The sequence below is a fragment of the Vibrio sp. V33_P6A3T137 genome, from assembly GCF_009904835.1.
Taxonomy (GTDB): domain Bacteria; phylum Pseudomonadota; class Gammaproteobacteria; order Enterobacterales; family Vibrionaceae; genus Vibrio; species Vibrio metschnikovii.
Window position 1 is genome coordinate 1 of record NZ_WXWK01000129.1, and the last position, 14,805, is coordinate 14,805.

Here is a 14,805-nt window from a genome sequence, read left to right on the forward strand (position 1 = left end):
ATTTGTAGCAAAACAAACAGAACACAACTAGTAATAACATATTTACTGTAAAAAATAGAAAGACCATGAAAAATCAGGTCATAACTTAATAACGCGGCTAATACGATAGCAACGACGATTTGTAGCAATCGAATAAAACGTGGCATGGTTTCTCCTCTGAAATTCTATTAACAATGCTGGTTATCGGTTATTTCTCATCCTGAACTACTTTGTTAAATCGCACTGATAGTCTGTTTGTCAATGGCGATTGTTCCTCGATAGTCACAACAAGATATGCATAGGCCAGATAAAGAAAAGGTGTAGCGTTATGCTACACCTAATAGTCACTTGAGCTCAATTTGCTCACACATTTATTTAGCTCTGCTGAGTAGCTTCAGCGATTTTGACTCGCCAAGTATCCGGACCAATCTGATGAGCGTTGGCTCCGGTCGAATCCACTGCAACCGTGACTGGCATATCTTCCACTTCAAACTCATAGATAGCTTCCATACCGAGATCTTCAAAAGCGACAACGCGCGCTTTCTTAATCGCTTTAGCAACAAGATACGCCGCGCCGCCAACGGCCATTAAATAGACTGCTTTATTTTTCTTTATCGATTCAACGGTCGCTGGGCCACGTTCGGCTTTACCAATCATGCCCATCACGCCCACCTCTTCAAGCATCATATCGGTAAATTTATCCATGCGAGTTGAGGTTGTCGGTCCCGCAGGCCCTACGACTTCATCGCCAACCGCATCAACAGGGCCAACGTAGTAGATGAATTTATCTCTTAAATCAACGCCTTCAGGAAGTTTCTCTCCGTTTTGTAGCATAGTTTGTAGGCGTTTATGCGCCGCATCACGTCCGGTTAAAATTTTACCCGACAGCAATACGGTTTCACCGGTTTTCCATTGCTGAGTCTCTTCACGAGTCACCGTATCTAAATTCACTCGACGGGTATTCGCACCCGCTTGCCAAGTAATTTGTGGCCAATCTTCAAGCTTAGGTGGGGTGAGTTCTGCAGGGCCACTGCCATCTAATGTAAAATGCACATGACGAGTTGCCGCGCAGTTAGGGATCAAACACACTGGCTTAGAAGCCGCGTGGGTCGGTGCCGATTTAATTTTCACATCAACCACCGTAGTTAAACCGCCTAACCCTTGAGCACCGATACCGAGTTTATTGACTCGATTGAAGATATCTAAACGTAGATCTTCTTCAGCATTTTGTGGGCCACGCGCAATAAGATCTTGAATATCAATATGTTCCATCAAAGATTCTTTGGCCAGCACTGCCGCTTTTTCTGCCGTGCCACCAATACCAATACCGAGCATACCTGGTGGGCACCAGCCGGCTCCCATGGTCGGTAACGTTTTTTCCACCCACTCTGCAATATCATCAGAAGGGTTAAGCATTGCCATTTTGGTTTTGTTTTCACTGCCGCCCCCTTTGGCGGCAATTTGGATTTCTACTTTATCACCCGGGACCATATTAATGTGCACTACGGCAGGGGTATTGTCCTTGGTATTGATCCGTTTGCCCGCAGGATCCATCAGTACCGACGCTCGTAAAGGGTTATCTGGGTTGGTGTAAGCTTGACGAACCCCCTCATCCACCATCTGCTGTACGGTCATATCGGTAGAATCCCACTGCACAGCCATACCGATATTAACGAAACAAGTGACGATACCGGTATCTTGACAAATAGGACGGTGACCCTCTGCTGACATACGCGAGTTAATTAAGATTTGCGCAATCGCATCTTTAGCGGCTTGGCTCTCTTCACGATGGTAGGCTTGTTCTAGCGCTTGGACAAAATCAAGGGGATGGTAGTAAGAGATGTATTGTAATGCGTCAGCGACACTGCTGATCACATCTTGTTGGCGAATTACCGTCATTGCATGCCTCATTATTGTTATGTGTTCACTAGCTGAAACCGAAAGCACAAGGTAAAGTCAGTAAAGCCAAAGGGCAACAAACGACTGAATTAAGCGCTAAGATCAAGAAACAGCTTTCTTTCAGGCTTTTATGATACTCTTGCTTTCCTCTATGTGCTACGCAGTGAAGTGACCCATTGTCACAAATTACACAAATGAACGTTGAAGAAAAAAAACTTATTCAAGTGCAGCCCATCACTTACCAAACCGATCTCGCTCAACAGTTTTTTAATCGCATTGAGCAGCGACCATGGGCAATGCTACTTCGCTCTGCTTCGACCCAACATATCGATAGCCGATTTGATATTTTGGTCGCCAATCCCATTGCGACCCTAGTCACTGTCGGTAACGATACCACCATTCAGCAACCGAGTGGTGTGATATCATCACAACAAGACCCTTTTACGCTGCTAGCCGAGCTGCAAGAACGCTATTTACCCGCTGAGGTTTATCACAGTGAGTTGCCTTTTGTCGGCGGCGCGCTGGGCTATTTCGGCTATGATTTAGGGCGTCGGATAGAACCATTAGCAGAACAAGCACAACACGACATTGCTATGCCAGATATGGCGATTGGTCTTTATGAATGGGCATTGATCGTCGATCACCAACAACAAACTGCTTGCTGGGCTGGCATCAATATTGAGCAAGCTCAGGCTTGGTTTGCTTCAATTAAGCCTTCTGCTCAACAAAACTTTCAATTGACCAGTGCGTGGTCATCGAACATGAGTGCTCAACAATATCAGCAGAAATTCAATCAAATCGAAGCGTACTTACTTTCCGGTGATTGCTATCAAATTAATCTAGCGCAACGCTTTAGTGCTGATTATCAAGGTAGTGAATGGCTTGCCTATCAACGGCTAGAACAGAGCAATCTTGCGCCCTTTTCTGCTTTCATTCGCTTAGAACAAGGCGCGATTCTTAGTGTCTCTCCTGAGCGTTTTTTGCAAGTGAATCAACGAGTGATTGAAACTAAACCGATTAAAGGCACTCGACCACGCCATCAAGATCCTCAACAAGATAAAGCACAAGCTAATGAGCTCGCGCAAGCCGCCAAAGATCAAGCTGAGAATTTAATGATTGTCGATCTGCTGCGTAATGATATTGGTCGTGTCGCTAAACCAGGTAGTGTTCATGTACCTAAGCTCTTTGAAATCGAGAGTTTCCCTGCAGTGCACCATTTGGTCAGCACGATTCGCGCCCAACTTGATGAGCAATATCAAGCGACGGACTTACTGCGTGCAAGCTTTCCCGGTGGATCGATTACTGGTGCGCCAAAAGTCCGAGCGATGCAGATTATTGAAGAATTGGAACCACATCGACGCAGCGCTTATTGCGGTTCAATTGGTTATATCAGCCGTCATGGCAAAATGGATACCAGTATTACTATCCGGACTTTGGTGGCGCATCAACACAAAATTTACGCTTGGGCCGGTGGTGGTATCGTCGCCGACAGTCAATGGCAAGCCGAATATCAAGAAACGTTAGATAAACTCAGCCGTATTCTGCCAATTCTTGAACAATAGGCTAAATTTATAAGAGCTATCAAACGACTTGGAGTTGCAGCTAAGCGGCCAATCCATCGATTACTCTCAGCATTGAACTACGCTGTGATTCGGACGCTAACACGACTATCGCTTCAAGTCATAAGCGAACATGATGATTAAGCAAACCGATGAGGGCAGATGATTCCATCGGACACCTTTTACCTAAGGAGAACGAGGCATGATCAGTAAACAACAACTGATGCAAGATTTTTTACTCAAAACCCCCGTTGGTTACCATGCCCAGTCACTCAACCGTGCAGTTCACTTACAGTCAGCCTCATTAAGAAAGGCCTCGGTATTGGTCGGGTTTGTCGAACGGCCACAAGGGCTCAGTGTTGTTTTAACTAAACGTGCCGCCCATCTTAAGCATCATCCTGGACAAATTAGCTTCCCAGGTGGAAAATATGAAGCGGGCGATGGCACACTTTATCAAACGGCCAAAAGAGAAGCGCATGAAGAGATCGGATTAGAAGCTAAATACATTAAGATCCTCGGTCAATTGCCTGAGCTTGTGACCATCAGCCAGTTTGCGGTGACACCAGTGATTGCATTCATTGATCCCCGTTATGAAATGTCAATTGATACTAACGAAGTCGAAGAAGTCTTCGAGGTTCCAGCCGCTTATCTTTTCGATCAAAAACATTTACTCAGTAATACCTTTTTAATAAAAAACTCCCTGCATAAAGTCTTCGCCTTACCATATAAACATCATTTTATATGGGGTATGACAGCACAAATCATCCAAGCACTGCAAAAACACATTAATAGTGATAGATAGCCTTTGAAATGATTAATTTACGTACACCTCATATTATCACTGACCTATTTTTACTCAAAAAAGCAATCGTTTGCCTTGCTGGTTTATCATAAAATGACACCTTCAAATAACCTTAACCAACCCAACCATTAACAATTCCCACATGTGGCACAGTTTTTTCGTGATCAATCAGGGGTTTTTGACATATCATTCAACAAGCGCAAACAATTCATGATTTAGATCTATTTTTTATTGTAAAAAAACCTGCAAAATTGCGCTCGACTTATTTCCTGTTCCCAAAATGAGTAAATTAAACATGAATACAACCACAACGGTTACATCAGCCACACAATCCACTGGTAAGTGGACCTATAAAGATTTTGTATGGTCGCTTTCCCTTTTTGGTACCGCCGTCGGTGCTGGCGTTCTTTTTCTGCCAATTAAAGCTGGTGCGGGTGGCTTTTGGCCGCTTGTCATTCTTGCGCTCATCGCAGCACCAATGACTTGGTTTGCCCATAAAGGTCTCGCTCGCTTTGTTCTTTCTGCAAGTAACACTGACTCTGATATCACCGATACCGTCGAAGAACACTTTGGTAAAACTGGCGCCAACCTTATCACTTTTGCTTACTTTTTCGCCATCTACCCTATTGTTCTGATTTACGGCGTCGGGATTACTAATACCGTCGACTCTTTCCTCGTTCACCAATTTGGTATGGAATCCATTCCTCGCTGGTTACTCTCTGGCGCGTTAATTTCATTAATGACCGCTGGCGTTGTTTTTGGTAAAGAGTTAATGCTCAAAGCCACTTCAGCGATGGTTTATCCTCTGGTATTTATTCTACTGGCTTTATCTGTGTTCCTTATTCCTGATTGGAACACTTCCATGATCGAAAGCTCTCCAGATTGGTCTACCGTTCCGCTGATTGTCTGGTTAGCTATTCCTATCATCGTGTTCTCTTTTAACCACAGTCCAATCATCAGCCAATTTACTAAATCACAACGTCAAGAGCACGGTGAGCATGCGGTCGTAAAAACCGATATGATCACTGCTGGCGCAGCAATGATGTTAATGGGATTTGTGATGTTTTTCGTCTTCTCAGTCGTGTTGTCTTTAACACCTGAGCAGTTAACCATGGCACAAGAGCAAAACATCAGTGTGCTTTCATACATAGCCAATGTGCATGAATCACCACTGATTTCTTATCTTGGTCCTATCGTGGCACTTGCGGCGATCACTTCAAGCTACTTTGGTCACTTCTTAGGTGCTCATGAAGGTTTAGTGGGATTGGTAAAATCACGCAGTCAAATGTCTGTTGGTAAAATCGATAAAATCTCGCTCGTGTTCATCGTGCTGACCACTTGGATTGTTGCAATCGTTAACCCAAGCATCCTAGGTATGATAGAAACCATGGGCGCACCAATGATTGCTGCTATCCTATTCATTTTACCGGTTTTTGCGATGCAGAAAGTGCCAGCGATGGCCAAGTTTAAAACTAAACTACCCGTACAAATATTCACAGTTATTTGTGGTTTTGCCGCGATTAGTTCTGTAATCTACGGCGCTCTTTAATCTCTACATCCGCGTATGAGTGAAAAGATACCTGAAGCTTGAAGAGTAGCGTGATCAACCACGCGGTAACCTCAAACTAGACAGGTAAAATATAACAATAAAAGCCTCCCTTCACTAAGGGGGGCTTACTTTTGAGGCAATCAATATGATTAGTGTATTTGATATCTATAAAATTGGTGTCGGACCGTCGAGCTCACACACGGTTGGCCCAATGAAAGCGGGTAAACAATTTATTGATGATTTACGAGCAATGGGAAAGTTGCGCGACATCACTAAAATTACCGTGGATGTTTATGGATCATTATCACTGACAGGGAAAGGTCACCACACGGATATCGCCATTATTATGGGCTTAGCGGGTAATACCCCAGAAAAAGTCGATATCGATGCGATTCCAAGCTTTATTGCTCGCGTTACTGAAACGGAGCGCCTTCCTGTTGGCATGCACTGCCATACCGTTGATTTTCCTCGTGAAGGCGGCATGAATTTTCATAAAAGTAATTTGTCATTACATGAAAATGGCATGCAAATTCACGCTTGGGTTGATGATAATCCTGTCTACTCAAAAACCTACTACTCTATTGGTGGCGGGTTTATTGTCGATGAAGAAAATTTTGGTAAAGAGATTGAATCTCCAGTCCAAGTTCCCTATCCATTCACGAGTGCCGAACAACTTCTTGCTCAATGCCAAGAGCATGGCCTTTCTATCAGCACTTTAGTGATGGCTAATGAGAAAACCCTTCATTCAGACGAAGAGGTCCGTACTTATTTCGCTAATATCTGGCGCACCATGCGTGAGTGTATGGAACGTGGTCTCAATACTGAAGGCATTTTGCCGGGTCCTTTGCGTGTTCCGCGCCGTGCCGCTGCACTACGCCAACAACTGTTAACCTCTGAAAAAACCACCAATGATCCGATGGCGGTCGTCGATTGGGTTAATATGTACGCCTTTGCCGTTAATGAAGAAAACGCAGCAGGCGGTCGCGTGGTAACAGCACCAACTAATGGGGCTTGTGGCATTATTCCAGCGGTATTAGCGTACTATGACAAATTTATCCAAACCGTAACCGAGAAAGATTACATTCGTTACTTTGCGACCTCAGGCGCTATTGGTGGTTTGTACAAACGTAATGCTTCTATCTCTGGAGCTGAAGTGGGTTGTCAAGGTGAAGTGGGCGTAGCATGCTCAATGGCAGCAGCTGGTTTAGCTGAGCTCCTCGGGGGCAGTCCTGAGCAAGTGTGTATGGCCGCAGAGATTGCTATGGAGCATAACCTAGGTCTTACCTGCGACCCAGTTGCAGGGCAAGTTCAAGTACCTTGTATCGAACGTAACGGGATTGCTGCCGTGAAAGCGATTAACTCCACTCGTATGGCGATGCGTCGTTCATCGGCTCCCCGTGTCTCTTTAGACAAAGTGATCGAAACAATGCTTGAAACAGGTAAAGATATGAATGCTAAATATCGCGAAACCTCCCAAGGTGGATTAGCGATTAAAGTGATCTGCTAATTATCGCGCTATTTCTTACCGTTGAATATTTAAAAGCCCGAAATTGTATTTCGGGCTTTTAATATCACCTATATTCGACCTACTTGGAGTTGCAGGTAGGCGGCAAGTGAGTGAATCCCGATGAGCATAGACAGACGATGTAATTGCGTTGAACGAACGTAGCCAACGCCTCTGCTGCTTCAAGTAGGAAGGGGATATCTCACTTGCGATTCACGCTGAGCTTAACCAGTATAAATACAACCAGCAGTACAGGTTTCTTTAATTTCGACCTTGCTGAGTAGCGGTAAGCTTGGTTTAAGTTGTTGCCAGATCCATTTTGCTAACACTTCGCTGGTCGGATTTTCTAATCCTTCAATGTCATTTAAATAGTAGTGATCTAAACGATCATAAATCGGTTGAAACGCCGCTTTGATCTCCGCAAAGTCAATCAACCAACCGGTATGAGCATCGACTTCTCCAGCGACATAAAGACGAACTAAAAAAGAGTGCCCATGTAAACGACCACATTTGTGCCCTTCAGGCACATGAGGTAAATGATGGGCAGCTTCAAACATGAACTCTTTATAAATTTCGGTTTTCATCGTACAACTCAAGCTTAAAAAAAGAGCCGCCATACTACGGAATCTTGTTAAATGAAACAAGCCAAATCCAGTCAAGCACACCAACCAAAGGCGAGTATTATCCCCTAAACGGCTTGCTTAAATCGTAAATCATCATCAGTTTTACGGTAAGAATACGCCATTTATTCCATCAATTTAGCTTTTCGAATAAGAAATCAACAATCAGAGCATATTAAAGGTTGATGCGGACAAATTGACAGGTAATATGTGCCATTGAATTTGTAAAATTTTAGCCAACTCAATGTTTCGCTTTTTTCAATCAACTTGTTCAAATATGGTAACGGTATCTGTCTAAAAGACGCTAATAACTCACACGTTATCGTTATTTCAAGTCGTCAGGGAAGCAACACTTTTGAGTTGAGTTTTTACCTCAATGGAGACGATATTAACCATGACTTACGCGCCTGTAAAAGACGTATTAAGCGGCAAGCTTGCAGTAAACAGTGAAGTTACTGTTCGCGGCTGGATCCGCACACGTCGTGATTCCAAAGCTGGAATCTCTTTCCTTGCCTTATATGACGGCTCTTGTTTCGACCCGATTCAGGCCGTGGTCCCGAATTCACTCAATAATTATCAAGACGAAGTTCTCAAACTCACCACCGGATGTTCTGTAGAAATTACAGGTACGGTTGTTGAGTCTCCTGCCAGTGGTCAAGATTTCGAATTAGCGGCGACTGAACTGAAGGTTGTCGGCTGGGTAGAAGATGCGGAAACCTATCCGATGGCTAAAACTCGTCACTCTATTGAGTATTTACGTGAAGTTGCTCACCTTCGCCCACGCACCAACGTGATTGGTGCAGTTGCTCGTGTACGTAACTGTTTGTCTCAAGCGATCCATCGTTTTTATCATGAACAAGGCTATTTTTGGGTATCAGCACCACTGATCACCGCCTCTGATGCCGAAGGCGCGGGTGAGATGTTCCGTGTTTCGACTCTAGATTTCGCTAACCTGCCTCGCCAAGAAAACGGTGAGATTGACTTTAACGAAGACTTCTTCGGTAAAGAGACATTCTTAACCGTATCAGGCCAGTTAAACGCTGAAGCTTACGCTTGTGCACTGAGCAAAGTGTATACTTTTGGCCCAACCTTCCGCGCAGAAAACTCCAATACTAGCCGTCACTTAGCTGAATTTTGGATGGTAGAGCCTGAAGTTGCCTTTGCTGATTTGCACGATGTGGCTCAATTAGCTGAAGATATGCTCAAGTACGTGTTTAATGCCGTACTGACTGAACGTCGTGATGACCTTGAATTCTTTGCTTCTCGCATTGATAAAGACGCGATTACTCGTTTGGAGCAATTCGTTCAATCGGACTTTGCACAAGTTGACTATACCGATGCGATTACGATTCTGCTTGATTCTGGTCGCAAGTTTGAATTTGATGTGGAATGGGGTATCGACCTGTCTTCAGAACATGAGCGTTATCTTGCTGAAGAGCACTTCAAAGCACCGGTGATCGTTAAAAACTATCCAAAAGACATCAAAGCCTTTTATATGCGTCTTAACGACGACGGTAAAACCGTTGCCGCTATGGACGTATTAGCGCCGGGAATTGGTGAAATCATCGGTGGTTCACAGCGTGAAGAGCGTCTAGATGTTCTCGATGCGCGCATGATTGAAATGGGCATCGACCCTGAACACATGAGCTGGTACCGTGACTTACGCCGCTATGGCACCGTTCCTCATGCAGGATTTGGTCTTGGTTTTGAGCGTTTGGTCTCTTATGTGACCGGTATGGGTAACGTACGTGATGTGATTCCATTCCCACGTACACCACGCAGTGCCAACTTCTAAATTTGCTTTTCACCAAAAACCTTCGCTTCGCGGAGGTTTTTTTTCATTTTCCTTAGCGTGATGGTTGTCACTCTTCAATCAGAAAGGTATAAATACTGACAATCAATCTTCTCTCCGCACACGACTTGGCGCTATTGGTAAGCCGCACAGTGAATGCTGCTAGCATCACGGCAAAGTCAAACACGAAGAGTATCACCTTAACTTTACATGGATGGACATTATGTTTGAAAAAGTTGTCGCAGCACCTGCTGACCCTATTCTTGGTTTAACTGAAGAGTTTAAAAGCGATCCTCGGACAGACAAAATCAACTTAGGCGTCGGTATTTATAAAAACGAAGCTGGTCAAACGCCTGTCTTGGCGACGGTAAAGAAAGCCGAAGCTGCGCTGCTTGAATCGGAGAAAACCAAATCTTATTTAACCATTGAAGGCACGGCTGAATATGGCCTAGCGGTACAGAAATTATTGTTTGGTGAGCAAGCCGACATCATTAGTGCTCAACGTGCTAAAACCGCTCAAGCGCCTGGTGGTACAGGTGCGCTTCGCGTGGCGGGTGAGTTTATCAAACGTCAGCTTGGTGATGTCAAAGTCTGGATCAGTAACCCAACATGGGCCAACCACCATGGCGTATTTGGTGCAGCAGGACTTGAAACTACTGAATACACTTATTACAACGCCGAGAAAAAAGATAAAGATTTTCCAGCGATGCTTGCCGACCTTGAGCAAGCGTCTGCGGGTGATGTGGTTTTACTGCATGGTTGCTGCCATAACCCAACAGGGATTGATCCTACGTTAGAAGAGTGGGAAATTTTGGCTAAATTGGTGGCAGAAAAAGGCTTACTCCCACTGTTTGATTTTGCTTACCAAGGTTTTGCTAAAGGAGTCGAAGAAGATGCCGCTGGGCTGCGTATTTTTGCTCAATACAATCCTGAAATTTTAGTCGCCTCTTCATTTTCAAAAAATTTCGGTTTGTATAACGAGCGCGTCGGTGCGTTTACCTTAGTCGCCGCCTCAGCCGATGTGGCTAATACGGCGTTCTCACAAGTCAAAGCGATTATTCGCTCCATTTACTCGAACCCACCAGCCCATGGTGCCGCCGTAGTCACCTACATACTGCAAAACCCTGCCCTGCGCGCTGAATGGGAAGCAGAAGTCGCCGAGATGCGTGAACGGATTCAAGAAATGCGTGAACTGTTCGTTACTCGTTTACAAGAAATCGGCGTTAATGCAGATTTTAGCTTTATCGAACGCCAAAATGGTATGTTCTCTTTCTCTGGCTTAAATAAGCAGCAGGTTCAGAGACTGAAAGAAGAATTTGGTATTTATATTGTTGGCTCAGGTCGGATCAGTGTTGCTGGGATGACGAAAAACAACATGTCTCCTCTATGTGAAGGAATTAAAGTCGTTTTATAAATGGCTTATCTACCGACAGGTTGAGCAAACACAGCGATGAATATAAAGCCAAGCAGAAACAACCTCTGCTTGGCTTTTTTAATTGATATCGACATATAACGTTAATAATGAATTCGCATCGTTATGCCAACTTCATTGATATTTTGCAATTCACCATCTCGATAAGTGATAAGCCCACCTAACGCTAAGCGCTTACTCAACTGATAATCGGTTCTTAATGTCAACACGTATTCATCTTGCCAGTGATTATAATTTGCTTCGGCAAATAAACTTGCCTCCCAGTCGGGACGAATGAGGTAACGTAGCCCAATATCCGCGCCAAAAACGGAGCGAGTTTCATTATCGACCGTATAGTCACTGCTGATCCTTAACATCCCCACTCGGGCATGACTAACCAGATCAAGCTTGTCGATTATTGACCAATGATAGCCAGCCCCAAATCGTAAACGGTACTGTTCGATCGTCTCGTCATTAGGATGATAAAAGCGAGCACTGTAATCGGAGATCAACAATACGCGTCGCTCGGCAAGTTGATGACTCACTCCTATCGACAGTGCTGTCGTATTATCACTTTTTCCAGCGGCGTATAAACCACTCATGGTTCCCGACGTCAGCTCTGCACTAAAAAAATCATACTTCAACCGCTGTTCAGCGTGAGAATTTTCCGCGTGTGCTAGCGGAAAAATCGACATCGCTATTATCAATACACTGGTTTTGTTCATCGCCATACCTATTTTCTTTGTCTGGTCTTAGAATAACGGATAATCGATAAGAAAAGAGTAAGCGCTGCCTCAAATCTGCGCTGAGCCACAAAATCGTGTAGACTAGATCATTAATTAAAGAGATAGGGACTGCTAATATTGCCGATCTCGCCTTATAAATACACACCTCATCTCAAGCATATTGTGATACCAACATGGTCCAGATTAAGGATTATTTTTGGCTAAAGGAGTCCATTGATGGAAGCAGAATTAATCGAAATTAAAAACTTTCTTGCCCAATACCCGCCTTTTAATGAGCTTCCTGAATCAGCGCTTAATGAAGCCGTTCACCAAGTAGAGATTGCTTATTATCGCCAAGACACCCCAATCATTCACGCTGGCGACCATATTCAAGATTTATATATTGTCCGCAGTGGTGTAGTCGAAATTTATCGTCGTAAAGGGGAATTATATAACCGACTCTCCGAAGGTGGCTTATTTGGACAAATGGGGTTGCTCACCAATAATAAAGTACGTTTTCCCGTTACCGCGATTGAAGACACACTCATTTATTGCATGCCGGAAGCTATATTTCAAAAGTTATACGATGAATACGATACCTTTGCGGATTATGTTGAAGTTCAAGATAATGCACGCTTACGACAAACCGTATCTAATACCCAAGAACAAAATGATTTAACGACCTCTAAAGTCAAACATTTGCTGACTCGTGAGGCCCCTTTCGTCTATAACGATGCCAGCATTCAGCAAGCTGCCATCAAAATGTCAGAAGAGAACGTCTCTTCGTTACTGATCATCGACCCCAGCATTATGAAAGACAACGAAGACGACAGCAGCCCAGTCGTTGGCATCCTTACTGATCGCGATCTTTGTCGAAGAGTGATTGCCACCGGATTAGACTTCAGCCACTCAGTGACAGAAGTCATGACTAGCGAAGTAATCGCCTTGGATCATAATGCTTATGTCTATGAAGCCATGCTATTCATGTTACGTTACAACGTGCATCATCTACCGGTGCTAAAAGAAAATAATCCGATCGGTATCGTCGATATTACCGATATCGTTCGTCATGAATCCCACAACTCATTGTTATTAGTCAGTACGATTTTCCATCAAAATAGCATTGACGATTTAGCGAATTTAGCCAAACAGGTCAAACATGCTTTCGTGCGCCTCGTTAATGAAGACGCGAACTCACATATGGTCGGCACAGCCATGTCAACGATTGGTCGTAGCTTCAAGCAACGACTATTAGAGCTGGCTGAAGAGAAGTTTGGCCCTCCGCCCGTCCCTTACTGCTTTTTAGCACTGGGGTCAATGGGACGCGATGAACAACTAATTGTCACTGATCAAGACAATGCTCTGCTGCTGGATGACAGTTATGATGAAGCCTTGCACGGCCAATATTTTGCCGACTTAGCTCAGTTTGTCTGTGATGGGCTCGATCAATGCGGTTATACCTATTGTACTGGCGAGATCATGGCGACCAACCCGATGTGGCGAATGACTCGTCAACAATGGGAAGCCTGTTTTGCCGATTGGATTGATAATCCCAACCCGAAAGCTTTACTGAATGCCTCAATTTTCTTTGACTTAGATGGGGTTTATGGCCGTCTGAAATGGGCAGAGCAACTGAATGGCTTTATTGTCCGCCGCGCCAGACGTAATAACCGCTTTTTAGCGTGCTTGGCCCGCAATGCCTTAAACCGTACTCCACCGCTCGGTTTTTTCAAAAACTTCGTCATGGAAAAAGATGGCCGCCACAATAACTCAATGAATTTAAAACGTCGCGGTACCGCTCCATTGGCGGATTTAATTCGCGTTCATGCTCTGGCAGTCGGCTCTCGAGCGAAAAACTCGTTCGAACGACTCGATGATGTCATCGATGCGGGCATCTTACCCAAAGGACGAGGGCAAGATCTGCGAGATGCCTTAGAGTTTATTTCGATGGTACGTATTCGCCATCAAGCTCTGGATGTAGAAAATAATAATGAACCCGATAACAACATTGAGCCAGAAAATCTCTCTGAATTTGAACGACGTAATTTAAAAGATGCCTTTCAAATTTTGAGTAACGGACAAAACTTCCTTAAATATCGTTATCAAGCCAGCAGCAATTTTAAATAAGGTGAGCATGAAAGGACTATTTCAAGCGCCAAGTATCAATTGGCCTTATAAATATCGAGCGAAACAAAAGCTTGCCCAATCCCCTTTGCTGCAACGTTTTTATCAAGCGGAACTGGCTGATGGCAATTCGCCGTTAGGTGAGATTGAGTTTGTCGCAATGGATTTTGAAACCACCGGGCTTGATGAAAATAAAGATGAAATTATTACCATCGGCTTAGTACCCTTCACTTTACAGCGCGTCTATCTTAAGCGAGCGCAACACTGGATCGTTCGTCCTCGACAAAAATTAGACGAGGGCTCAGTGATCATTCACGGCATCACGCACAGTGATATTATGCACGCCCCTGATTTAAGTGAGGTGTTCGAAGCCTTATTAACCGCACTGGAAGGGAAAATCGTTGTGGCTCACTACCATAAAATTGAGCGTGAGTTTTTGGATCAAGCCTTTAAACGGCGAATAAACGAAGGCATTGAGTTTCCAATTATCGATACCATGCAACTCGAAGCGGAGATTCAAAAACGCCTCACCGCAGGGATTTGGAATAAACTGCGCGGTAAGAAACCGCAATCACTGCGTTTAGGCCAAGCCCGACAACGCTATGGTTTACCGGCTTATAATCCTCATCACGCCCTGACGGATGCGATTGCTACAGCAGAACTGATGCAGGCACAAATCGCCCATCATTATTCACCAGATGATCGGCTTAAACGTTTTTGGTTATAGCTTTTCACTGAAGTCGTTATCACTAGTCTCAAGGATCAACATAGGGAGCTTTCGCTCCCTATTATTTATCATAAACAAACTATCGCGAATAACTTAAGTTTATCAGCTCATCTG

The 14,805-nt window shown here is 44.3% G+C and carries 11 protein-coding genes; 8 read left to right on the forward strand and 3 right to left on the reverse strand.

Annotation, left to right across the window (positions count from 1 at the left end):
- Nucleotides 1–354 precede the first annotated feature (354 nt).
- Nucleotides 355–1,878: a fumarate hydratase gene (locus CAG60_RS12385; protein ID WP_161439050.1), complete on the reverse strand. Its 1,524-nt coding sequence runs from the start codon at nucleotides 1,876–1,878 to the stop codon at nucleotides 355–357.
- Between the two features lie 194 nt (nucleotides 1,879–2,072).
- Here CAG60_RS12385 and pabB point away from each other — a divergent pair, with 194 nt between their 5' ends.
- From pabB to CAG60_RS12405, 4 genes are all read left to right on the forward strand, one after another.
- The gene (gene pabB / locus CAG60_RS12390; protein ID WP_161426118.1) at nucleotides 2,073–3,440 is read left to right on the forward strand and encodes an aminodeoxychorismate synthase component 1; all 1,368 of its coding nucleotides are present in this window, start codon (nucleotides 2,073–2,075) and stop codon (nucleotides 3,438–3,440) included.
- A gap of 199 nt (nucleotides 3,441–3,639) precedes the next feature.
- Nucleotides 3,640–4,239: a CoA pyrophosphatase gene (locus tag CAG60_RS12395; protein WP_161439051.1), complete on the forward strand. Its 600-nt coding sequence runs from the start codon at nucleotides 3,640–3,642 to the stop codon at nucleotides 4,237–4,239.
- Between the two features lie 295 nt (nucleotides 4,240–4,534).
- Entirely contained in the window at nucleotides 4,535–5,788 is a 1,254-nt protein-coding gene (locus CAG60_RS12400) for an aromatic amino acid transport family protein (protein ID WP_161439052.1), read from the forward strand.
- A 145-nt stretch (nucleotides 5,789–5,933) separates the two neighbouring features.
- Nucleotides 5,934–7,295, forward strand: a complete 1,362-nt coding sequence (locus CAG60_RS12405; RefSeq protein ID WP_040904335.1) for an L-serine ammonia-lyase — start codon at nucleotides 5,934–5,936, stop codon at nucleotides 7,293–7,295.
- A 221-nt stretch (nucleotides 7,296–7,516) separates the two neighbouring features.
- On the opposite strand, the gene queD is transcribed toward CAG60_RS12405, so the two are convergent.
- Nucleotides 7,517–7,876 carry a 6-carboxytetrahydropterin synthase QueD gene (gene queD, locus CAG60_RS12410; RefSeq protein WP_158143922.1) on the reverse strand — a complete coding sequence of 120 codons (360 nt, stop codon included), beginning with the start codon at nucleotides 7,874–7,876 and terminating at the stop codon, nucleotides 7,517–7,519.
- A gap of 430 nt (nucleotides 7,877–8,306) precedes the next feature.
- On the opposite strand from queD, the gene asnS reads away from it, so the two are divergent.
- Complete coding sequence (asnS, locus tag CAG60_RS12415; RefSeq protein ID WP_004395345.1) at nucleotides 8,307–9,707, forward strand: asparagine--tRNA ligase; 1,401 nt, start codon at nucleotides 8,307–8,309, stop codon at nucleotides 9,705–9,707.
- A 220-nt stretch (nucleotides 9,708–9,927) separates the two neighbouring features.
- Complete coding sequence (locus CAG60_RS12420) at nucleotides 9,928–11,118, forward strand: amino acid aminotransferase (RefSeq protein ID WP_186459720.1); 1,191 nt, start codon at nucleotides 9,928–9,930, stop codon at nucleotides 11,116–11,118.
- A 101-nt stretch (nucleotides 11,119–11,219) separates the two neighbouring features.
- On the opposite strand, the gene CAG60_RS12425 is transcribed toward CAG60_RS12420, so the two are convergent.
- Nucleotides 11,220–11,840: an Ail and OmpX gene (locus tag CAG60_RS12425; RefSeq protein WP_161439054.1), complete on the reverse strand. Its 621-nt coding sequence runs from the start codon at nucleotides 11,838–11,840 to the stop codon at nucleotides 11,220–11,222.
- 237 nt (nucleotides 11,841–12,077) lie between these two features.
- Between CAG60_RS12425 and CAG60_RS12430 the strand changes: the two genes are divergently transcribed.
- Both CAG60_RS12430 and CAG60_RS12435 read left to right on the forward strand, forming a co-directional pair.
- Entirely contained in the window at nucleotides 12,078–13,967 is a 1,890-nt protein-coding gene (locus CAG60_RS12430) for a DUF294 nucleotidyltransferase-like domain-containing protein (protein ID WP_158138402.1), read from the forward strand.
- A gap of 7 nt (nucleotides 13,968–13,974) precedes the next feature.
- Complete coding sequence (locus CAG60_RS12435; RefSeq protein ID WP_154168299.1) at nucleotides 13,975–14,691, forward strand: 3'-5' exonuclease; 717 nt, start codon at nucleotides 13,975–13,977, stop codon at nucleotides 14,689–14,691.
- Nucleotides 14,692–14,805 lie beyond the last annotated feature (114 nt).

Coding starts and splice junctions, on each gene's coding strand:
- CAG60_RS12385 (WP_161439050.1), bottom strand. CDS start 1,878: ATGACGGTAATTCGCCAACAAGATGTGATCAGCAGTGTCGCTGACGCA.
- pabB (WP_161426118.1), top strand. CDS start 2,073: ATGAACGTTGAAGAAAAAAAACTTATTCAAGTGCAGCCCATCACTTAC.
- CAG60_RS12395 (WP_161439051.1), top strand. CDS start 3,640: ATGATCAGTAAACAACAACTGATGCAAGATTTTTTACTCAAAACCCCC.
- CAG60_RS12400 (WP_161439052.1), top strand. CDS start 4,535: ATGAATACAACCACAACGGTTACATCAGCCACACAATCCACTGGTAAG.
- CAG60_RS12405 (WP_040904335.1), top strand. CDS start 5,934: ATGATTAGTGTATTTGATATCTATAAAATTGGTGTCGGACCGTCGAGC.
- queD (WP_158143922.1), bottom strand. CDS start 7,876: ATGAAAACCGAAATTTATAAAGAGTTCATGTTTGAAGCTGCCCATCAT.
- asnS (WP_004395345.1), top strand. CDS start 8,307: ATGACTTACGCGCCTGTAAAAGACGTATTAAGCGGCAAGCTTGCAGTA.
- CAG60_RS12420 (WP_186459720.1), top strand. CDS start 9,928: ATGTTTGAAAAAGTTGTCGCAGCACCTGCTGACCCTATTCTTGGTTTA.
- CAG60_RS12425 (WP_161439054.1), bottom strand. CDS start 11,840: ATGAACAAAACCAGTGTATTGATAATAGCGATGTCGATTTTTCCGCTA.
- CAG60_RS12430 (WP_158138402.1), top strand. CDS start 12,078: ATGGAAGCAGAATTAATCGAAATTAAAAACTTTCTTGCCCAATACCCG.
- CAG60_RS12435 (WP_154168299.1), top strand. CDS start 13,975: ATGAAAGGACTATTTCAAGCGCCAAGTATCAATTGGCCTTATAAATAT.